This window comes from Streptomyces sp. TRD_SC_5 (assembly GCF_056836825.1).
The window spans coordinates 4912625-4933588 of record NZ_JBWZZS010000001.1; the positions used below are offsets into that span (position 1 = coordinate 4912625).

Below are 20964 nucleotides of genomic sequence, written 5' to 3' on the forward strand. Positions count from 1 at the left end.
TCTGTCACGAGATCCGCTCTCGGGTCTCAGAATGCACGGCCCGGTCAAAGAGGGCCGAAAGTTGTCCACAGGCGCGGTGTATTAGTCGTACGAGTCGCACCAGGCGTTCAAATGCTGCACACCAGGGAGTGGATCGCGTTCGAACCATCCGGAGGCGGGACTTCCGCCATTGACAGCGGGTAACGTCGTGGTGTGCCCGTCGACCCGCTGCAGAGCGCGACCAATCAGCCGCCACGCGGCTCGCGGTCGAGCGCTGTCGAGGTCCGCAGAAGTGCCCGCCGCAGCAGGACGGTCTCCGCGTACCGTGAGGGCGACCGCACGATCGTGCTCATCCCCGACCGTATGTCCGAGGCCGAGGAGCAGCGCTGGGTGACCGTGATGCTCGACAAGCTCGCCGCCCAGGAGAACAAGCGCGTCTTCGGTGACGCCGAACTCGCCGAGCGCGCCCGCCGGCTGTCCGCCCAGTGCTTCGACGGCAGGGCGCGCCCCGCCTCGGTGCGCTGGGTGACGAACCAGAACACCCGCTGGGGGTCGTGCACCCCGGCCGAAGGCAGCATCCGGCTTTCGCACCGACTTCAGGGCATGCCGGAGTACGTCGTCGACTACGTTCTCGTCCACGAGCTCGCCCACCTGCTGGTGCCGGGTCACGGCCCGCGCTTCTGGCAGCTTCTGGAGGCGTATCCGCGTACCGAGCGGGCGCGCGGTTATCTCGAAGGGGTTGTCGCCGCCGAGCGGTTGCCGTACCTGCCGGGCGCACGCACCGAGTGACGCTCGGTGATTGTGTACCGAGTGTGTACCGGCTTGGCCGGATGCGCCCCTTCGCGGGTTAGCCTGACGCGACGCATTCACCTCGGGATGGGGGACGGTCGTTACGCATGGCCAGGGAATTTCAACGCGGCCACAAGGCCAAGATCAGTGACCTCACAGCGGGCACGGATCTGTACGTAGGTGTGCAGATCGCGGCGCCCGGACTGTCTTTCGACATCAGCTGCTTCGGGCTGGACGCCAACGAGCAGCTCTCGGACGACCGGTATTTCATTTTCTTCAACCAGCCGAAGTCGCCCGAGGAGTCGATTCAGCAGCTCGGCGCACAGTCGGGTGACACCGAGTCGTTCCGCGTCACGCTGGACCGCGTCCCGGCGAACATCCACCGGCTCTCCTTCACCGCGACGATCGACGGTGCGGGCCAGATGTCGCAGGTGGGGCCCGGTTACATCCGGATCGTCGCGGGTGGTGAAGAGGTCGTCAGGTACGCCTTCACGGGTTCGGAGTTCACCACCGAGCGCGCGGTGATGCTGGGCGACTTCTACCTCAAGGACGTGTGGCGGTTCGCCGCGATCGGCCAGGGCTTCGACGGCGGGCTCGACGCCCTGCTGAAGAACTTCGGCGGTGAGGTGGCCGAGGAAGAACCGGCCGCGCAGCCGCAGGCCGCGGCACCCTCCTTCGCGCCACCGCCCCAGGCGGCGCAGCCCGCACCGTCCTTCGGCGCACCCACAGCCCCTCCGGCTCCCGCCCCGGCGCAGGGCTTCGCCCCGCCGCAGCAGCCTGCCCCGCAGATGCACGCGGCGCCGACGGTCGCAGCGCCGATGGCGATGCCGCCGCAGGGTGGCGCCGCAGCGCCGGCCCCTCCGTCACCGTACGGACAGCCGCCGCAGCAGCCGCAGTTCGGCCAGGTCCCGGGACAGGCACCCGGTCAGTTCCCCGGCCAGGGCCAGCCGCCCGGCGGCTACGGCCAGCCGGCCCCGTACGGCCAGCCCCAGGGAATGCCGCCGGGCGTGCCCCAGGGCGTACCGCAAGGCGTGCCCCAAGGAGTCCCGCAGGGCGGAGGCGGCCTCAAGGCGGCCCTCCAGCCCTACCGCGAGGCGGCCACCGGACAGCGCTGGACGCCGCAGAACCAGCAACTCATGCGGGTCGAGCTCGGCATGGGCGGTACGCCGATCCTCGCCCGCCAGGGCAGCATGGTGATGTACCAGGGCAAAGTCGACTTCAGCCACAAGGGCGCGGGCTTCACCGGCCGCATCGTGGGCAACGCGACCGGCCAGGAAATGCAGTTGATGCGCTGCTCCGGACGCGGCCAGGTCTTCCTCGCGGAGAACGGCGCGAACCTGCACCCCGTCGAGCTGCAGGGCGACGGCATCTGCGTCTCCGCGGAGAACGTTCTCGCGTTCGACGAGTCGCTGCAGTACGAGGTCCGTCGCATCGAGGGTCACGGCATTCCCGGCGGTGCCCTTTTCACCATGCAGTTCCAGGGAACGGGCACGGTCGTCGTGAAAACGAACGGCATCCCGGTGGTGCTGCCGGTCACGCCGACCACGTTCGCCGACGCCAACGCCGTCATCGCGTGGTCCTCGGCGTCCCAGGTGATCCTCACCAGCCAGGTGCGGCTGCGCCGCAACGCCTACCCGGGCCACAGCGGAGAGACCATAAACCTGCAGTTCCGGGGAGCGCCCGGAAACTTCATCGTCGTCCAGCCCTACGAGGTCTGAGGGAGCCCGTCATGAATCAGCAACTCGCGGGCTTCGCCCCGACCCCGATCGCGGCCCGTATGGAGAACCACGGGCCCGCGATGCTCAAGGTCGCCATGGCCACCGGCCAGGACCTCTACGCGCGCACCGGCTCGATGGTGGCGTACGAGGGCTTCATCCAGTACGAGCCGAACCCGCCCGCTGCCCGCCAGGTCGCGTCGCAGTGGGTCACCGGCGAGGGCGCGCCCATCATGAAGTGCGCCGGCGACGGCCTGCTCTACCTCGCCGACTACGGCGCGGACGTCGTCGTCATCAACCTCGACAACGACTCCCTCTCGGTCAACGGCAGCAATGTGCTCGCCTTCGACGCGCACCTCCAGTGGGGCGTCGAAAAGGTCAAGGGGATGGCGAAGTTCGCCGGCCAGGGCCTGTGGAACGTCGAGATCGCGGGCACCGGCTGGGTCGCCCTGACCTCGCGAGGTACGCCGATCGTCGTCGAGTGCGGGCGTGGCGAGGACGAGACGTACGTCGACCCCGACGCCCTCGTCGCCTGGTCCCCGAACCTCAAGGTGAAGGGCAAGCGCAGCTTCAAGGCGTCCGCCCTCGTCGGTCGGGGCAGCGGAGAGGCGTACCAGATGGCCTTCTCCGGCGAGGGAATCGTCGTCGTACAGCCGAGCGAGGACAGCACCGACCGCCTGCGGGTCCGGGGCTGAGGGGGAGCGAGAACACACCATGCAGAGCCCGCTTTTCAGTCACACCGAACAGCAGTCCCAGGACCGGTACACCGTGCAGAACCCGCAGCTCCTGCGGGTCTCGCTGCTCGGCCAGGACGACGTCCTCGCGCGCAAGGGCGCGATGGTCGCCTACCAGGGGCTGATCGAATTCGACGGCGAGTACCGGTCGAACAGCCAGCGGCGCGCCCGCGCCAACACCGGTGAGGGCCTCGACCTGATGCGCTGCTCCGGGCAGGGCACCGTCTACCTCGCCAACCTCGCGCAGTACGTCCATCTCGTGGACATCGACCGCGAGGGCATGACGGTGGACAGCGCCTACGTCCTGGCGCTGGACTCCTCGCTCAACACCGAAGTCATCGCCGTGGACAGCCAGTACGGCATCTCCGGCACCGGCAAGTACCAGCTCAACATCACCGGGCAGGGCAAGGTCGCCCTGATGACCTCGGGCCAGCCCCTGATGCTTCAGGTCACGCCGGAGAAGTACGTCAACGCCGACGCCGATGCGATCGTCGCCTGGTCCAGCTCCCTGCGCGTACAGATGCAGGCCCAGACGCACTCGTCGAACGTGCGCCGGCGGCGCGGCGACACCGGTGAGGGCTGGGAGCTCAGCTTCCTGGGGCAGGGCTTCGCGCTCGTACAGCCCAGCGAGGTGATGCCGCCGCAGAACGCACAGTTGGGGCAGGGTGCCGCCGCGCAGTTCGGCGTGGGACAGCAGGGCGCCCGCGGCCAGAACCAGAACAACGCCTGGAACTGACCGCCCACAGGGCACAGGTAAGGGGCGGGCTCCTGGGAGCCCGCCCCTTACCTGTGGCGCGTACGTCCGTCTACAGCGCCGCGCGCGTGCGTTCCATCAGCCGTACGACCGACTCGTCGGCCACGCCCGCCACTTCGTCGTACGTGAACCAGCGCAGATCCAGCGACTCCTCGCTGATCGCCTCGACCGCACCGCCCGGCGCCAGCGCCGCGTACTGCACGTCCAGGTGCCAGTTGCAGGGCGCCGGAATGGGGTGCCGGTCCAGTCGCACGGGGCCGACGGGCAGTAGCGCCAGCCCCGCGATGCCGGACTCCTCCGTCGCCTCGCGCAGCGCCGCGTCCCTGAGCGTGGTGTCTCCCGGCTCGCAGTGACCGCCCATCTGAAGCCACATGTTCAGCTTCTTGTGCAGCGTCAGCAGCACCCGCCCGCGCTCCGGATCGACGACCAGCGCACTCGCCGTGAGATGCCCGGCCCCACAGGCCTTCCACATCCCGTCCGGGTGCGCCGACAGGTGATCCAGATACGCCCGGCGCAGTTCCTCCTGGCCTTCGTAGCTCTTCAGTACGAGGACCGCGTCGTCGTGCAGGGTCACTTGTCGCTGTCGCCCTCTGCGTCGCCGTTGCCTTCGCCGTCCGTGTCCTTCTTCAGGTTCGGCTTCGGCCCGCTGCCGCCTGCCGCCTCACCGAGCATCTTGTCGAGCTCGGAGAAGTCCATCTGCTCGCGGTGCACGAACCCGTCCGGGTCGTCCAGGTCCTCCGCCGTCGGCAGCATGTCCGGGTGCTCCCACAGGGCGTCGCGCCCGTCCAGGCCCCGCGCGTCCGTGAGCGATGCCCACAGCCGCGCCGCGTCCCGCAGCCGCCGCGGACGCAGCTCGAGACCGATCAGCGTCGCGAACGTCTGCTCGGCCGGACCACCGGAGGCCCGCCGCCTGCGCAGCGTCTCGCGCAGCGCGTCCGCCGAGGTGAGCCGGGGCTTGGCCGCCTCGTGCACCACGGCGTCCACCCAGCCCTCGACGAGCGCGAGCGCGGTCTCCAGACGGGCCAGCGCCGCCTTCTGCGCGGGGGTGTCCTCCGGCTGGAACATGCCCTGCTGGAGTGCCTCCTGCAGCTGCTCCGGGTGCGACGGGTCGAGCTGGCCGACCACGTCCTCCAGCTTCGAGGTGTCGACCTGGATACCGCGCGCGTATCCCTCGACCGCGCCGAACAGGTGCGAGCGCAGCCACGGCACATGGGCGAAGAGCCGCTGGTGGGCGGCCTCGCGCAGCGCCAGATACAGCCGCACCTCGTTCTTCTCGACGCCCAGGTCCTTGCCGAACGCCTCGATGTTCAGCGGCAGCAGCGCGGCTTTGCCGGCCGGGCCCAGCGGCAGCCCGATGTCGGTCGAACCGACCACCTCGCCCGCCAGTACGCCCACGGCCTGCCCGATCTGCTGACCGAACATCGCACCGCCCATGGACCGCATCATCCCGAGCAGCGGGCCCGCCATGGCCTGCATCTCCTCGGGCAGTACGTCGCCCATGGCAGCCCCGACGCGCTCCGCGACCGGGTCCACCAGCTGCTTCCATGCGGGCAGGGTCGCCTCGACCCACTCCGCGCGGCTCCACGCCACCGACGTGCTCGCTCCGGAGGGCAGGGAGGTCACGCCGTCCAGCCACAGATCGGCGAGACGCACCGCCTCCTCGACGGCCGACCGCTCACCGGGGCTCACGCTGGAGTCCTTGGTGCCGTCGGCGGTGCCCTGGGAGACCGTCTGGCGCGCGATGTCCTTGGCCATGTCCCAGTTCACGGGACCGCCCTCGTAGCTGAGCATCTGCCCGAGCTGCTGGAAGGCGGCGCCCAGGTCGTTCGGGTTCAGCGAACCGAACATCGCGGCGAACGGATTGTCTCCGCCCGGGCCACCTGGGCCGCCCGAGCCGCCCGGCAGGCTGCCGAACCCGCCGAACGGGTTCGCCGGACCCTGGCCACCGCCCTCGCTGCCCTTCTTCTTGCCATCGTCGCCGTCCTCCGGCTCCTCCGGCGGAAGGCCGAATCCGAATGGGGTGTCACTCACGGGTTTCCTCGGCTCGTAAGGCCGCCGGCTCGGCCGGCGGCGGCTGCCCGACATCACCACCCAGCGTAGACACCGGAACCCGAGAAGGGCTCGGTGCTTCGCCGGGACTCCGCCTGCGGCAGGATGGACGCCACCTGGTACGTACGCGCCACGGCGTGTACGTACTGAAGACAACCGCTGGAGACGCCCGGTGAGTTCCCCAGATCCGCAGGTTCGAGCATCGCAGAGCGCTGAAGTTCGCCAGAGGCGAAACGACTCAACCCCGACAGCCCGAGGTCCCGTCGTCGCGGTCACGGGTGCCGCCTCGGGCATCGGCGCGCTGCTCACCCGGCGCCTTGCCGCGTCCGAGGAGATCAAACAGGTCGTGGCCATCGACGAGCGCCGCGGCGATGTCGCCGAGGCGCGGTGGCACATCCTGGACGTACGCGACCCGGCCATCGCCGAGAAGCTGCGGGGCGCCGACGTCGTGGTGCACCTCGCGCTCGACCTCGACCTGGAGTCGGACCCCGCCGCCCGTACGGCGTACAACGTGCGGGGCACCCAGACGGTGCTCACCGCCGCCGCTGCCGCCGGGGTCCACCGTGTCGTGCTGTGCACGTCGGCGATGGTCTACGGCGCCCTGCCCGACAACGACATCCCGCTGTCCGAGGACGCGGAACTGCGTGCGACCGCCGAGGCGGCCGGTGTCGGCGACCTCCTCGAAATCGAACGCCTGGGCCGCCGTGCGCCCCGCGCGCACCCCGGTCTCAACGTCACGGTGGTGCGGCCCGCCGTCCTGGTAGGCGGTACGGACACCGCGCTCACCCGGTACTTCGAGTCGCCCCGCCTCCTGGTCGTCGCCGGCTCCCGCCCCACCTGGCAGTTCTGCCACGTCGAGGACCTGGTCGCCGCGCTGGAGTACGCCGCGCTGGAGAAGGTCGACGGCGAGCTGGCGGTTGGCTGCGACGGCTGGCTGGAGCAGGAGGAGGTCGAGGAGCTCAGCGGCATCCGCCGCATGGAGCTGCCGTCCGCGGTCGCCCTGGGCGCCGCGGCGAGGCTGCACAGGATCGGCCTCACGCCCTCTCCCGCCGGGGACCTCGCCTACACGATGCATCCGTGGGTGGTGAGCGTGAGCAGGCTCCACGAGGCGGGATGGCGGCCGCAGTGGACCAATGAGGAGGTACTCACCAAACTGCTGGAGGAGGTCGCGGGCCGGCACACCGTCGCGGGCCGCCGCCTCGGCCGCAAGGACGCCACGGCGGCGGGCGCCGCGGGCGCCACGGTGGCGCTGCTGGGCACGGCCGCGCTGGTACGCCGCGTACGCAAGGCCAGGGGCCGCTAAATTCGCGTGCCGGAAGCCCGTCAGAAGCCCGCCAGAAACCGGCCGCATGTAGGACCCTCCATACCGGGGGCCCGTACAGCCGGTCGAAAAGGCTATTCCGCAATGTCAGTGCGGTACGGCACGATGGGCAGCATGGCAGGCACGTACTCCCACCCCGGCGAGCAGGCGGCACAGGATCCCATCCGGCTGCTGGCGATTCGCGACACCCCGCTCTCCGTCGACGAGATCTTCACAGCCGTGGGGGACGACGCCGCGGGCGGCACGGCGCTGTTCGTCGGCACCGTGCGCAACCACGACGGGGGTGCCGACGTGGACAAGCTCGGCTATTCCTGTCACCCCTCGGCCCAGGACGAGCTACGCCGTGTGGCCGAAAAGGTCGTAGCGGATTTCCCGGTACGCGCGCTGGCGGCCGTCCACCGTGTGGGTGACCTAGAAGTGGGTGACCTCGCGGTCGTCGTCGCGGTCTCCTGTCCGCACCGTGGCGAGGCGTTCGAGGCGTGCCGCAGGCTGATCGACGACCTCAAGCACGAAGTGCCGATCTGGAAGCACCAGACCTTCTCCGACGGTACGGAGGAGTGGGTCGGAGCGTGCTGACGCGCTTCTGCGCCGAAACCGTCCGCTGAAACCTGGGTGCCGCCCAAGCGCCCCGATTTGCGTAACCGGGCCCCTGCCGTGAGCGTTGGACGCACCGGTGGCTAATCTGCTGATCGGCCGAATGCGGCCGGTCCCTAGGGGTCGGGAGGACGGAATGGCGGCACTCGCGTGGTTGCTGATTCCGCTTTTCGCTGCACTTGGTGCTGCGATATGGGGAAGCTGGGCAGCCAGAAATCGAACGGCCGGCGATGTCTCCGAACTCGCCGGCTACGCGCGGTTCCGTGAGGCCATGGAGAAGTCCCACTCCGGCACCGACGCCGTCTGACGACCCGTGAAGCGGCCTCGACCGTACGTCCGGGCCCCGAGGCCCCGTACGGACCGGCCCCAGCGGTGTACTGACGGACCCGTCCCGTACTGTCGTTCCATGCCACGCCGCACAGCGACGATGCTCGCCTCCACCCTCATCCTGATCGCGCTGCTGTGCGCGGGCGTATTCATCAAAGTCCCGTACTCGGAGATGTCCCCCGGCCCGACGGTGAACACTCTCGGTGAGGCCGGTGGCGAGCCGGTGCTTCAGATCTCCGGTCGCAAGACGTACCCCACGAGTGGCCATCTCAATATGACGACGGTCAGAGTCACCGGCGCGGACTACAAGATGAACCTCGTCGAAGCGGTCTACGGCTGGCTCGCGCACGACAGTGTGGTCGTCCCGCACGACACGCTCTATCCGGACGGCAAGACGGAAGAGCAGTCGACGCAGGAGAACGCCGAGGAGTTCAGCCAGTCCCAGGAGACCGCGAAAACCGCTGCTCTTCGGGAAATGGGCATTCCCGTGAAGACCCGGGTAGTGGTTTCGACCGTTCTCAAGAACAGCCCCGCCGAGGGCAAGCTGCACGCGGGCGATGTCATCAAGGCCGTGGACGGTACGCCCGTCAAGGACCCCAAGGACGTCGCCAAGCTCGTCACCGAGCACAAGCCCACGGAGAAAGTCGTCTTCACGATCGTCCCCGCCAAGGACGCGGCCGCGGCGGAGAAGGCGGGCAAGGAGCCGGTGGGCAGCGAGGACATCGCCCTCACCACCAAGAAGGCCGGCGACGACGACCGCGCCATCGTGGGCATCCAGGCGGGCCCGGACCACATCTTCCCGTTCACCATCGACATCAAGCTGGCGGACGTCGGCGGCCCCAGCGCGGGCCTGATGTTCTCGCTCGGCATCGTCGACAAGATCACGCCCGGCGACCTGACCGGCGGCAAGTTCGTGGCGGGCACCGGCACGATCGACGAGGACGGCAAGGTCGGCCCGATCGGCGGCATCGAGATGAAGACCGTCGGGGCGCGCAACGCGGGCGCCGAGTACTTCCTGACGCCCGCCGAGAACTGCGCGTCGGCGGCGGCGGACATCCCCGACGGCCTCACCCTCGTGAAGGTCAAGACGATCGACGACGCGAAGAATTCGCTGGAGAAGATCCGCGAGGGGGACACGGCAGGCCTGCCGCGGTGCACCACGGGCTGACCGCCGGCAGCCGTGCCCCCACAGGGCCCGCGGTGCCTACGCCTCGAAGGTCGCGGCCAGGGCCTCGGCGAGACCGGGCACGAGCATGGCGCCGGTGAGCACCTCGGTCGGGGAGTCCTTCTCCCGCAGCCGCAGTGCGGACTCGCGCACGCCGTTGCGCAGCACGGCCACCGTCATACGGACCTCCTGGCGGTCGGGGTGCTTCGCGACCCACTTCGCCAGCTGGGCCTCGTTCAGGCCCTCCGGTACGGACGCCTCGGCGGACGGCGGAAGCATCAGCCGCTCCACTGTCAGCGCGCAGCCGGCCACCGCGTCGGGCCAGGCGATCGTGGCGAGGAACTCGTCGAGCGCGGTGCCCGACGGGATCTCTTCCTGCTCGACGGGCGTGAGTGCCGCCGTCGACCCGCCCTCGGCGAGACCGAGCTGGGCGGCGAGACCCGGCTCCTGGGCACGCAGCTGGGCAGAGTCGACAAGGGCGAACAGCCTGGCGGGCTGGTCCCAGCCAAGGCCGGAGGTGTATTCGTCGATTTCGAGCACGGCGCGGGTGAGCGGGCTCGTGGCCATGGGGGGCCCGGAGGGGGAAACGTTGGACATGGTCGACATCCTGCCTCCTTCGGACCCGAAAGCGGGAACTGAGTAAAGCTTCAGTAAGTTGCATGAGTGGGCTCTACGATCGCGGAGCCTGCTCCTACGACAGCGAACTTTCGAGGTGCGCACCTTGGCTTTCCAGATGCCGGACCGCGGCGGAGGCCCGACAGGGCCACGGATCAGAGTCGGCCGCCCGTCCCGGCGCGTCCGGACCCTGCTCATGACATTGGGCGTCCTGGCCGTCCTGGCCATGGCTTTTGTCATGTTTGCCGGGTTCTGGACGGACTGGCTCTGGTACCGCTCGGTCAGATATTCGTCCGTTTTCACCACCACCCTGTGGACCAAGATCGGGCTTTTCGCCGTCTTCGGTCTGCTCATGGCCCTGGCCGTCGGAGTGAACATCTGGCTCGCGCACCGGCTCAGGCCGCCGCTGAGCGCGATGTCGCTCGAGCAACAGAACCTCGACCGCTACCGGATGGGCATCGCCCCGTACAAGAAGTGGGTGCTCCTCGCAGTCACCGTTCTGGTCGGGCTGATCGCCGGAGCCTCCGCCTCCGGGCAGTGGCGTACCTGGCTGATGTGGGTCAACGGCGTGTCCTTCGGCCAGAAGGACCCGCAGTTCCAGATGGACGTCGCGTTCTACGCGTTCGACCTGCCCTGGTACCGGTTCCTGCTCGGCTTCGGCTTTGCGGCCGCCGTGCTCTCCCTGATCGCCGCCGCGATGGTGCACTACCTGTACGGCGGCCTGCGGATCACCAGTCCGGGAGCCAGGGCCACCGCCGCGGCGACCGGCCACCTGTCGGTGCTGCTCGGCATCTTCGTGGCGCTCAAGGCAGTCGCGTACTGGCTCGACCGGTACGGCCTCGCGGTGAAGTCCAGTGACTTCAAGGCCACGGGCAACTGGGCGGGTCTGCGGTACGTCGACGCGAACGCCTACCTGCCGGCGAAGACGATCCTCTTCTGCATCGCCGTCATCTGCGCGCTGCTGTTCTTCGCGACGCTGTGGCGCCGCACTTGGCAGTTGCCCGTCATCGGCTTCGGCCTGATGGTGCTCTCGGCGATCCTCATCGGTGGGCTCTACCCGGCGATCGTGCAGAAGTTCCAGGTCCAGCCGAACGAGCAGGCCAAGGAAGCGCCGTACATCAAGAAGAACATCGATGCGACGCGCAAGGCGTACGACATCGATGACGCGAAGGTGGACGACTACCAGGGCGTCGGCGACAGCAAGGACAACTCGCAGCTGCGCAAGGACGCCGACTCGGCGGCCAGCTACCGGCTGATCGACCCGAACGTCGTCCCGCCGACCTTCCAGCAGCTCCAGCAGGAGCGTAAGTACTACCAGTTCCCCGCGACGCTGGACGTGGACAGGTACAAGGGCCAGGACACGGTCGTCGGTCTGCGCGAGCTCGACCTCAAGGGCATCCCCAAGCGCAACTGGATCAACGACCACTTCACGTACACCCACGGATACGGCGTGGTCGCGGCCAAGGGCACGGCGGTCAAGCCGGACACCGAGGGCGCCCCGGACTTCATCGAGTCCGGCCTCCCGTCGCAGGGCATGCTCGGCGATTACGAGCAGCGGATCTACTACGGCGAGAAGACCGAGCAGTACTCGATCGTGGGCGGCCCGCAGAGGGAGCTCGACTACGAGAAGAACGGCGAGCCCACCAAGACCACGAGCTACGAGGGCAAGAGCGGCGTCAACCTGTCGAGCCCGCTGAACCGCGCCGCGTACGCCGCGGCCTTCAGCGAGCCGCAGATCCTCTACTCGGGAGCCATCGGCGAGGGCTCGCGGATCCTGTACAACCGCACGCCCAAGGAGCGCGTCGAGGCGGTCGCACCCTGGCTGTCCCTCGACGGCGACGCCTACCCGGCCGTCGTCGACGGACGTGTCCAGTGGATCGTCGACGCGTACACCACCACCAACGGCTACCCCTACGCCTCGCGCACGACGCTGGGGGACACCACGGCCGACTCGCTGTCGCAGACCGACAGCCAGCGTGCGGTGATCGCCCAGCAGAACCAGGTCAACTACATCCGCAACTCGGTGAAGGCCACCGTCGACGCGTACGACGGCACGGTCAAGCTGTACCAGTGGGACACCGAGGACCCGGTCCTCAAGACCTGGATGAAGGCGTTCCCGGGCACGGTGAAGTCGAAGGGCGACATCGAGCCGGCGCTGATGGAGCACCTGCGCTACCCGCAGGACCTCTTCAAGGTGCAGCGCGAGCTGCTCACCCGCTACCACGTGGAGAACCCGTCGCAGTTCTACAGCGGCAGTGACGCGTGGCAGGTGCCGGACGACCCGACGACGGGCGAGAAGAGCTCCGTACCGCCGTACTACCTGAGCCTGAAGATGCCGCAGGAGCAGGACCGGAAGTTCTCGCTGACGACGACCTTCACTCCCAACGGGCGCCCGAACCTGGGGGCGTTCATGGCGGTTGACGCCGACGCGTCGAGCAAGGACTACGGCACGATAAGGCTCCTGAGAGTCACGGGTGACGTGCCAGGTCCGCAGCAGGTGCAGAACCGGCTGAACAGCAATGCCGAGGTTGCCGAGTTCGTCAGGAACATGAAGGGCGCCAACTCGGACATCGAGTACGGCAACCTGCTGACGATCCCGCTGAACGACGGCTTCCTGTACGTCGAGCCGGTGTACGCCCAGGGCAACAACGCCTACCCGCTCCTGAAGAAGGTCGCCGTGTCGTACGGCAGGGAGACCGTCTTCAAGGACACGCTCGGTGAGGCGCTGAACGCCGTCTTCGGGGAGGAGGGCGAAACGCCGCCACCGCCCGGCGATGGTGACGATGACACCACCAGGCCCCCGTCCGACGGCGACGAGTCGCTCCAGAAGGCCATCGAGGACGCCCAGAAGGCGTACGAGGAGGGCGAGGAAGCGCTGAAGCAGCAGGACTGGACCGCGTACGGCGCGGCGCAGGAGAAGCTTCAGGACGCGCTCCAGCGGGCCGCCGACGCGGAGCCGAAGACCGAGGCGCCGGCCAGTCCCGGGGCCGAGGGCGAGAAGCCCGAGAAGGCCGCCGAGAAGGACGGGCAGGGCGACCAGAAGGGCAGCTGAGCTGGGACGTCCCCGCGCCGTGGTACTGTTTGAACACAACGGCGCGGGGTGGAGCAGCTCGGTAGCTCGCTGGGCTCATAACCCAGAGGTCGCAGGTTCAAATCCTGTCCCCGCTACTGAAGAAGAAGACGAGGGCCCGGATCTCGAAAGAGATCCGGGCCTTTGTTGTGTTCTCGGATGGCTCGCGCGTCCGTGCGAAGCGTCGTTCTGGCGGGGGGAGTTGGTGATTGAGCGTTTGGAGTGTCTCTCTGTGGGCATGTCGACAAAACGCTGAAGTGACCTCACTGGCTGCGGTATACCAGGTGTACGCGGGTTGCGGGTGGTGCGACGATGGTTTTTATGGGGGACAGGACAACTCTGTTGGAGACAGGGCGGTTTGTGCAGCGACACCAAGAGCACGCTGTTGACACCGTTGATACCGCCGAGTCCGAGGCGCGGCACCGGAGCGCCGCCGAGAGCGGCGACACGGAGTCCATGAGCGTGCTCGGCTCGCTGCTGCTGCGCCGCGGTGACCTCGACGGCGCCGAGCCGCACCTGCGTGCCGCGACCGCCGACGGCGACCGCGCCGCCGCGAACAATCTGGGCGTACTCCTCCACCAGCGCGGGTACGCCGACGAGGCGGCCGGCTGGTGGCGCATCGCCGCCGTGGCCGGGTCCGCGGCCGCCGCGCACGCACTCGGCCGCCACTACCGCGAGCGCGGCGACGAGCCCGCCGCGGAGTACTGGCTGCGCCAGTCCGCCGAGCAGGGGCACGCGCTGGGGGCGTACGCCCTCGCCGACCTGCTGGAACACCGCAGCGACGTGGGCGCCGAGCGGTGGCTGCGCGCCGCCGCCGAGCAGGGACACCGGGAAGCGGCGTACCGCCTGGCCCGGACGCTGGACCGCCGCGCCGCCGCGGAGGCGCACGACGGCGTGGCCGGTTCCGGCGTCGCGCGCGCGAGGCGCGGAGCGGGCCCGCGCACGGGTGCGGGCGGGCCGAACGCGGCCCGTAACGCGGGGACGGGTCCCGGCACGGCCGCCGGAACCGGCCGAACGGACGCTGACGGCCGGGCCGGCAGCCTGCTCGGCAGCGGCGGCCTGGACGGCGGCTGGGACACGGGCACCGGCCGGGGCACCGGCTACGTCGACTTCGGCACGGGCACGCGGTACCCGGGCGTGGGAGCGGGCACCGACTTCGCTACGGACACCGGCACCGGTCCGGACCTCGGCCCGTCCGGCACCCGCCACCCCGGGTACGGCTCCATCGGGACCGGCGCCGGCGCCGTCAGGGGCGACGGCCGGGCGGGCGGGGATGCCGGCGAGCCCGGTCGTGCGGGCGGGGCCGAAGCGGATACCGCCGCCGACGCGGAACACGGGGCCGGCGGATCGGGGCAGGCCGGTGCGGGCCCGGACACCGGAACGCGCCGGGGCGGGGCCGAGACCGGCACGGGCCCCGGCACCGGTACCCGTCACGCCGTGGCGAGCGGCAGCCGCCGTAGCGGCGCCGGACAGCTCGGTACCGGGCAGTTCGGCACCGGCACCCGGCATGCGGGGATCGGTGCCGGAGAGCTGCCCCCCGCCGTGGAGGCCGAGCAGTGGTACCGGCAGGCCGCCGCGCGCGGGCACCGCCGCGCCGCCCTGCACCTCGGCGCCATCCTCGAAGAGCGCGGCGAGCTCAAGGAGGCCGGGCGCTGGTACCTGACCTCCGCCAAGGACGGCGAGGCACGGGCCGCATGCGCCCTGGGCTTCCTGCTGCGCGACGCCGGTGACGAGGAGAGCGCCGCCGTGTGGTGGCTGCGCGCCGCCCAGGACGGTGACGGCAACGCCGCGAACGCGCTGGGCGCCCTGCACGCCGCGCGGGGCGAGCAGCAGACCGCCGAGCGGTGGTACCGCGCCGCCCTCGACGCCGGTGACGTGAACGGGGCGTACAACCTCGGGCTGCTGTGCGCCGCCCAGGGCCGTAACGCCCAGGCCGACCAGTGGTACCGCCGCGCCGCCTACGCGGGCCACCGCGAGGCCGCCAACGCGCTCGCCATCCTGCTGCTCCAGGGCGGGGACGCGGCCGGCGCCGAGCCGTGGTTCTCCAAGGCCGCCGAGGCGGGCAGCGTCGACGCCGCCTTCAACCTCGGCATCCTGCATGCGGGCCGCGACGACGACCGTACGGCCTTCGTCTGGTACGAGCGCGCGGCCGCCGCCGGGCACACCGAGGCCGCACTCCAGGTCGGCATCGCCCTGCTGCGCGACGGCGAGGAGCAGGACGCCGAGCGGCATCTGCGCTGCGCCGCCGGCAGCGGCAGCGCCGAGGCGGCCTTCCGCCTCGCCACGCTGCTCGACCGCAGGCAGCCCCCGCCGAGCGCGCCCGGGCTCGGCGAGACGCTGGACGAGAAGACCGAGTGCGAGGAGTGGTACGAGCGGGCCGCCGAGCAGGGCCACCGCCGCGCCCAGGTGCGCGTCGGCATGCTCGCCGCCGGGCGCGGCGACCTGGAAGGGGCCGCGCGCTGGTACCGGGAGGCCGCCGAGGCGGGCAGCCGCAACGGCGCCTTCAACCTCGGGCTGCTGCTGGCCCGCGAGGGAAGCGAGCCGGAGGCCGCCCTGTGGTGGTCCCGCGCCGCGCACGCGGGCCACGGCCGCGCCGCGCTGCGCCTCGCGCTGCTCGCCGCCCGCCACGGCGAGCTGGACGAGGGCGAGCGGTGGTGCGCGCGGGCGGTGGAGCTCGGACCGGCCGAGGTCGCCGAGCGCGCGGCGCGGCTGCGCGAGGCGCTGCACCAGGAGCTCACCGCGTAGCCACGGCTGCTGGCGGATCGTTTCACCACTGGTCACCACCTCGTACGGGAACGGATTTGCGCTGGTCGGCGGTGCGACGTAGAGTCATGTTTACCGACGCGGGGTGGAGCAGCTCGGTAGCTCGCTGGGCTCATAACCCAGAGGTCGCAGGTTCAAATCCTGTCCCCGCTACTGAAGAGGTAGCCGAAGGCCCGGATCTCGAAAGAGATCCGGGCCTTCGTCGTTTGCGGGCGGTTGAGGCAGTGCTGAACACAACTGAGCTGAACACAACTGAACGGGCCCGGCACCAGATCTGGTGCCGGGCCCGTTCACATGCGTGGTCGTGGTATCAGGCGGAGGCGCAGTTGGGGCACGTGCCCCGGTAGGTCACCTCGACGTCCGAGATTGTGAAGCCGAAGCGCTCGGAGTCCGGCAGATCCGTGAGGGGATTGCCGATCGGGTGTACGTCGCGGATGGCGCCGCACCGCGCGCAGACCAGGTGCTGGTGCGGGGTGTGCGCGTTCGGGTCGTACCGCTTCGCCCGGCGGTCCGTGGACACCTCGAGCACCTCGCCGAGAGACACCATCTCGCCCAGCGTGTTGTAGACGGTTGCCCGCGAGATCTCGGGCAGCTTGGCCACGGCGCGCGCGTGCACCTCGTCGGCGGTCAGGTGGATGTGGTCCCCGTCGAGGACTTCGGCCACGACGCGCCGCTGAGCGGTCATACGCCAGCCGCGTCCGCGCAGTCGTTCCAACAGGTCACTCATGCGGTCCAGCCTAACAGTGGGGGGACCCTGGTCCCGAACGGGTGTGACTTTGGATGATTGCTTGACTTAGACAGAGTCCATTGTAGGATCGGAAGCGGCAAACGCCAAGGGACAGGACTTGCAGGTATGACGCAGGAGGCGCACGTGACGCAGGGACCGCTTACCACGGAGGCCGGGGCGCCGGTCGCCGACAACCAGAACAGCGAGACCGCTGGCGTCGGCGGCCCCGTTCTGGTCCAGGACCAGGCGCTGCTCGAGAAGCTCGCGCACTTCAACCGGGAGCGCATACCGGAGCGCATCGTTCATGCGCGCGGCGCCGGTGCGTACGGCACCTTCACGCTGACCCGCGACGTCTCGCAGTGGACGCGGGCGAAGTTCCTCTCCGAGGTCGGCAAGCAGACCGAGACCTTCCTGCGCTTCTCGACGGTCGCGGGCAACCTCGGTTCGGCCGACGCGGTGCGCGACCCCCGCGGCTTCGCGCTGAAGTTCTACACGGAGGAGGGGAACTACGACCTCGTCGGGAACAACACGCCCGTCTTCTTCATCAAGGACGCCATCAAGTTCCCCGACTTCATCCACACGCAGAAGCGCGACCCGTACACCGGCTCGCAGGAAGCCGACAACGTGTGGGACTTCTGGGGCCTGAGCCCCGAGTCGACGCACCAGGTGACCTGGCTGTTCGGTGACCGAGGCATCCCGGCGACGCTGCGCCACATGAACGGGTACGGCTCGCACACGTACCAGTGGAACAACGAGGCCGGCGAGGTCTTCTGGGTCAAGTACCACTTCAAGACCGACCAGGGCATCAAGAACCTCACCACCGACGACGCCAACCGCCTCTCCGGCGTCGACCCCGACTCGCACCAGCGCGACCTGCGCGAGTCCATCGAGCGCGGTGACTTCCCGTCCTGGACCGTGCAGGTGCAGATCATGCCGGCGGCTGAGGCGGCGACGTACCGCTTCAACCCGTTCGACCTGACCAAGGTCTGGCCGCACGAGGACTACCCGCCGATCGAGATCGGCAAGCTGGAGCTCAACCGCAACCCGGAGAACATCTTCGCCGAGGTCGAGCAGTCGATCTTCAGCCCCGCGCACTTCGTGCCGGGCATCGGCCCGTCCCCCGACAAGATGCTCCAGGGCCGCCTCTTCGCGTACGGCGACGCCCACCGCTACCGCGTCGGCATCAACGCCGACCACCTGCCGGTGAACCGCCCGCACGCCACCGAGGCGCGGACGAACTCCCGTGACGGCTACCTGTACGACGGCCGCCACAAGGGCACCAAGAACTACGAGCCCAACAGCTTCGGCGGTCCCGCCCAGACGAACAGGCCGCTGTGGCAGTCCGTCCCGGTCACGGGCACCACGGGCAACACCGAGGCCCCGGTCCACACCGAGGACAACGACTTCGTCCAGGCGGGCAACCTCTACCGTCTGATGTCCGAGGACGAGAAGGGCCGTCTGGTCGACAACCTGGCCCAGTTCATCGCCAAGGTGTCGCGCGACGACATCGCGGAGCGCGCGGTCAACAACTTCCGTCAGGCCGACGGTGACTTCGGCAAGCGGCTGGAAGCCGCGGTCCAGGCCCTGCGCGGCTAGTACGGACCGCTTGTCGTGGGCAGAGGGCCGGATTCCCGCAGGGGAGTCCGGCCCTCTTTCGTGCTCAGCCCACCAGTGCGGTCGGCTGTGAGCGGAGCTGTCTGCGGCTCGGTGCCCAGCAGCGGATGATGTCGCGTACGGAGACGACGCCCACGGGGCCGTCGCCGTCCAGCACGATCAGGTGCCGGAAGCCGCCGTGCGCCATGGCGTCGGCGGCGTCCTCCAGCGTCCAGGCGGGCGCCGCGAAGACGACGTCGGTGGTGGTGTGGGCGCCGGCTGTCTCGAGGTCGGGATTCTGGCCGGATCCGAGGGAAACGAGGATGTCGCGTTCGGTCAGGATGCCGAGTCCGTCGGCGTCGGTGTCGAGGACGACGGCCGCCCCGACGCGGCGCTCCGCCATCAGGCGGGCTGCCTGGCGGAGCGTGTGGGCGGGGCCGATGGTGAGGACCACCGTGCTCATGGCGTCACGGACGAGCATGGACAGAGCCACCTCCTTGGTGAAGCGGGTCGCGCAACTCGCTACGAGAACCGATTCACAAGTTCACAAGTGGGGGGACTGTCAGAGTGGCAGCCGAGCGCGGCGGCAACAAGAGGGCGCGGGAGGATGTGTCGGGCGATCGCACGCCCCCGCGCGCCGGTTTCCCGGGCGCGAGGGCGGATGATCACCGCGCAGTGGTACGAAGCCGCTAGCCGCGGAGGTAGCCGAGCATCTCCTCGTGCAGCAGGCCGTTGGACGCCGCGGCGTTGCCACCGTGGGGCCCCGTCACTCCTTCGAGGCTGGTGAAGACGCCCCCCGCCTCCTGGACGATGATCGCGTTCGCGGCCATGTCCCAGAGCGACAGCTCCGGCTCCGCGCAGATGTCCACCGACCCCTCGGCGACCATCATGTACGGCCAGAAGTCGCCGTACCCACGCGTCCGCCAGCAGTCGCGGGTCAGGTCCAGGAAGCCGTCGAGCCGGCCCTGCTCCTCCCAGCCGCTGAGCGAGGAGTACGCGAAGGACGCGTTCACGATCTTGTCGACCTTGGATACGTGCAGCCGCGTCGCCGACGTAAGACTGCGGCCGGTGTACGCGCCGCCGCCCTTGGCGGCCCACCAGCGACGGCCCAGCGCGGGCGCGGACACGACGCCCATCACGGGCTGGAAGCCGTGCTCGCCGGCCTCCATGAGGGAGATCAGCGTCGCCCAGACCGGCACACCGCGCACGTAGTTCTTGGTGCCGTCGATCGGGTCGACCACCCAGCGGCGCGGGCCCGTGCCCTGGAGCCCGTACTCCTCGCCGAGAACGGCGTCACGCGGCCTGCCTCGGTGCAGATGGCTGCGGATCAGTTCCTCCGCGGCCTTGTCGGCCTCCGTCACCGGGGTCATGTCCGGTTTTGTCTCGACCTTGAGATCCAGAGCCTTGAAGCGCTCCATCGTCGTGGCGTCCGCGGCGTCCGCGAGGACATGGGCAAAGCGCAGATCATCGTGATAGTCGGGCATGACTGAACAGTATCGACCGCGTTGTGAGCAAACCACACGGTGTCGCTGTGCGGGCGTGGTCCCTTGTCCGTACGCTCCGAACGAGGCGCACGCGCCATTGACAGTGCCCGGCGGCGCGTCAACCCTGAAACCGGAGCAGCCGGGGAGGCAACGCGATGGCCACAGCGCGAGAAGCCTTGTTGGACGCCGCCTTCGCCGCGCTCGCGGGCCGGCCGTGGTCCGGGGTGCGGATGGTCGACGTGGCCGCGGCGGCCCGGGTCTCGCGGCAGACCCTCTACAACGAGTTCGGCAGCAAGGACGGCCTCGCCCGCGCGCTCGTGCGCCGCGAGGCCGACGGCTACCTGGCGGGCGTGGAACGCGCGCTGGCCGGCGCAACGGCCGATCGTACGGCCGGCTGGACCGTCGAACCGGCGGCCGGCCCGCCGGCGGGCATCGAGAGCCGGCTCGTGGCCGTCGCCGAGTGGACCGTCGGCGCCGCCCGCACCAGTCCGCTCGTACGGGCCCTGCTCACCGGCTGCTGGGGCGAGAGGCTCACCGCTCCGCGCCCCGCCAGGTACGTCCCCAGCGTCTCGGTGTCCCCGGTGCCCGCCCAGCGCCGCGCCGACGCGGGATCGCCGGGGCCCGGCGAACTGGCCGTGGCGGTACGGGACAGAGCGCTCGCCGCACTCGGGGCCGGACGTACGAAGGAAGAGGCCGCGGACATCGCGTACCGCTGCGAGCTGGCCGTCCGTCTCGCGCTCTCGTACGTCGTCGCGCCCGCGGCGTCGGGGGACGACTTCACGCGGCTGCTGCGGACCGCGCTCGGCGCGGCGGGTCTGCGCGGGCCGGGCCCCGGCCGGCCGGGCCCCGGCGGGACGGGTTCGGGCGGGGCGGGCCCGGGCGGGACGGGTTCGGGCGGGCCGGGTCTCAGTGGGCCGAGCCCGAGAGCTGGAGCCCGATGACACCGACGATCACCAGCGAGATGGAGATCAGCTTCAGCGTCGACACCACATCGCCGAGGAAGACCATCCCGTAGATCGCGGTGCCCGCGGCGCCGATGCCGGTCCACACCGCGTACGCCGGTCCCACGTCGAGCTTCCGCAACGCCAGCGTGAGCAAGCCGAAGCTGCCCAACGCGAACGCGGCGAAGGCCACCGTCGGCCAGAGCCGGGTGAAGCCGTGGGACAGCTTCAGGCACACCGCGAAGCCGGTCTCCAGCAGTCCTGCCACTATCACCAGCAGCCACGCCATGGTCGGTGCCCTCCCGCGTCGGTGACTGCTTCGTCTGACTTGGTGCGATTATGCA

The 20964-nt window shown here is 69.9% G+C and carries 19 protein-coding genes and 2 tRNA genes; 14 read left to right on the forward strand and 7 right to left on the reverse strand.

All coding sequences use genetic code 11. The features are described 5' to 3' along the window. The first annotated feature begins 192 nt into the window (after positions 1-192). The 4 genes from AC1P0E_RS22700 (at position 193) to AC1P0E_RS22715 (ending at position 3953) form a co-directional block, all read left to right on the forward strand. Entirely contained in the window at positions 193-768 is a 576-nt protein-coding gene (locus tag AC1P0E_RS22700; protein WP_482743976.1) for a M48 metallopeptidase family protein, read from the forward strand. A gap of 107 nt (positions 769-875) precedes the next feature. Next, positions 876-2486: a TerD family protein gene (locus AC1P0E_RS22705; RefSeq protein WP_482743977.1), complete on the forward strand. Its 1611-nt coding sequence runs from the start codon at positions 876-878 to the stop codon at positions 2484-2486. An 11-nt stretch (positions 2487-2497) separates the two neighbouring features. Continuing rightward, positions 2498-3178, forward strand: coding sequence for an AIM24 family protein (locus tag AC1P0E_RS22710; RefSeq protein ID WP_482743978.1), 681 nt, complete (start codon positions 2498-2500; stop codon positions 3176-3178). A 19-nt stretch (positions 3179-3197) separates the two neighbouring features. Next, on the forward strand, positions 3198-3953 hold the full coding sequence (locus AC1P0E_RS22715; RefSeq protein WP_482743979.1) for an AIM24 family protein: 756 nt from the start codon (positions 3198-3200) through the stop codon (positions 3951-3953). 70 nt (positions 3954-4023) lie between these two features. Here the strand turns inward: AC1P0E_RS22715 and AC1P0E_RS22720 are convergent, their stop codons facing one another. Both AC1P0E_RS22720 and AC1P0E_RS22725 read right to left on the reverse strand, forming a co-directional pair. Further along, positions 4024-4545: an NUDIX hydrolase gene (locus AC1P0E_RS22720; protein WP_482743980.1), complete on the reverse strand. Its 522-nt coding sequence runs from the start codon at positions 4543-4545 to the stop codon at positions 4024-4026. After that, complete coding sequence (locus AC1P0E_RS22725) at positions 4542-6002, reverse strand: zinc-dependent metalloprotease (RefSeq protein ID WP_482743981.1); 1461 nt, start codon at positions 6000-6002, stop codon at positions 4542-4544. The genes AC1P0E_RS22720 and AC1P0E_RS22725 overlap by 4 nt, the downstream gene beginning before the upstream one ends. A gap of 190 nt (positions 6003-6192) precedes the next feature. Between AC1P0E_RS22725 and AC1P0E_RS22730 the strand changes: the two genes are divergently transcribed. The 4 genes from AC1P0E_RS22730 to AC1P0E_RS22745 all read left to right on the forward strand — a co-directional run bounded on the left by AC1P0E_RS22730 (position 6193) and on the right by AC1P0E_RS22745 (position 9430). Then, positions 6193-7323 (forward strand): SDR family oxidoreductase, encoded by a 1131-nt coding sequence (locus tag AC1P0E_RS22730; protein ID WP_482743982.1) that lies wholly within the window; start codon positions 6193-6195, stop codon positions 7321-7323. Between the two features lie 132 nt (positions 7324-7455). Beyond that, complete coding sequence (locus AC1P0E_RS22735; protein WP_482743983.1) at positions 7456-7917, forward strand: molybdenum cofactor biosynthesis protein MoaE; 462 nt, start codon at positions 7456-7458, stop codon at positions 7915-7917. A gap of 154 nt (positions 7918-8071) precedes the next feature. Then, entirely contained in the window at positions 8072-8242 is a 171-nt protein-coding gene (locus AC1P0E_RS22740; RefSeq protein ID WP_167546446.1) for a hypothetical protein, read from the forward strand. 99 nt (positions 8243-8341) lie between these two features. Further along, a complete protein-coding gene (locus tag AC1P0E_RS22745) occupies positions 8342-9430 on the forward strand; it encodes a YlbL family protein (RefSeq protein WP_482743984.1) in 1089 nt (362 codons plus the stop codon). A 36-nt stretch (positions 9431-9466) separates the two neighbouring features. On the opposite strand, the gene AC1P0E_RS22750 is transcribed toward AC1P0E_RS22745, so the two are convergent. Next, entirely contained in the window at positions 9467-10033 is a 567-nt protein-coding gene (locus AC1P0E_RS22750; RefSeq protein ID WP_482743985.1) for a PPA1309 family protein, read from the reverse strand. 127 nt (positions 10034-10160) lie between these two features. Here AC1P0E_RS22750 and AC1P0E_RS22755 point away from each other — a divergent pair, with 127 nt between their 5' ends. The 4 genes from AC1P0E_RS22755 (at position 10161) to AC1P0E_RS22770 (ending at position 16028) form a co-directional block, all read left to right on the forward strand. Beyond that, a complete protein-coding gene (locus tag AC1P0E_RS22755) occupies positions 10161-13094 on the forward strand; it encodes a UPF0182 family membrane protein (protein ID WP_482745864.1) in 2934 nt (977 codons plus the stop codon). 42 nt (positions 13095-13136) lie between these two features. Beyond that, positions 13137-13210: transfer RNA gene (locus AC1P0E_RS22760), tRNA-Met, on the forward strand. 223 nt (positions 13211-13433) lie between these two features. Then, entirely contained in the window at positions 13434-15857 is a 2424-nt protein-coding gene (locus tag AC1P0E_RS22765; RefSeq protein WP_482743986.1) for a tetratricopeptide repeat protein, read from the forward strand. A 97-nt stretch (positions 15858-15954) separates the two neighbouring features. Beyond that, positions 15955-16028 (forward strand) — tRNA-Met (locus AC1P0E_RS22770). Positions 16029-16185: 157 nt separating this feature from the next. On the opposite strand, the gene AC1P0E_RS22775 is transcribed toward AC1P0E_RS22770, so the two are convergent. After that, the gene (locus AC1P0E_RS22775; protein ID WP_482743987.1) at positions 16186-16602 is read right to left on the reverse strand and encodes a Fur family transcriptional regulator; all 417 of its coding nucleotides are present in this window, start codon (positions 16600-16602) and stop codon (positions 16186-16188) included. A gap of 126 nt (positions 16603-16728) precedes the next feature. On the opposite strand from AC1P0E_RS22775, the gene AC1P0E_RS22780 reads away from it, so the two are divergent. Continuing rightward, on the forward strand, positions 16729-18198 hold the full coding sequence (locus AC1P0E_RS22780) for a catalase (RefSeq protein ID WP_482743988.1): 1470 nt from the start codon (positions 16729-16731) through the stop codon (positions 18196-18198). A 64-nt stretch (positions 18199-18262) separates the two neighbouring features. Here the strand turns inward: AC1P0E_RS22780 and AC1P0E_RS22785 are convergent, their stop codons facing one another. Beyond that, a complete protein-coding gene (locus tag AC1P0E_RS22785; RefSeq protein WP_482743989.1) occupies positions 18263-18676 on the reverse strand; it encodes a CBS domain-containing protein in 414 nt (137 codons plus the stop codon). 208 nt (positions 18677-18884) lie between these two features. After that, positions 18885-19679, reverse strand: a complete 795-nt coding sequence (hisN, locus tag AC1P0E_RS22790; RefSeq protein WP_482743990.1) for a histidinol-phosphatase — start codon at positions 19677-19679, stop codon at positions 18885-18887. A gap of 155 nt (positions 19680-19834) precedes the next feature. On the opposite strand from hisN, the gene AC1P0E_RS22795 reads away from it, so the two are divergent. After that, a complete protein-coding gene (locus tag AC1P0E_RS22795; protein WP_482743991.1) occupies positions 19835-20620 on the forward strand; it encodes a TetR/AcrR family transcriptional regulator in 786 nt (261 codons plus the stop codon). On the opposite strand, the gene AC1P0E_RS22800 is transcribed toward AC1P0E_RS22795, so the two are convergent. Beyond that, positions 20586-20909 (reverse strand): DMT family transporter, encoded by a 324-nt coding sequence (locus tag AC1P0E_RS22800; RefSeq protein WP_482743992.1) that lies wholly within the window; start codon positions 20907-20909, stop codon positions 20586-20588. The two genes, AC1P0E_RS22795 and AC1P0E_RS22800, sit on opposite strands and share 35 nt — an antisense overlap. Positions 20910-20964 lie beyond the last annotated feature (55 nt).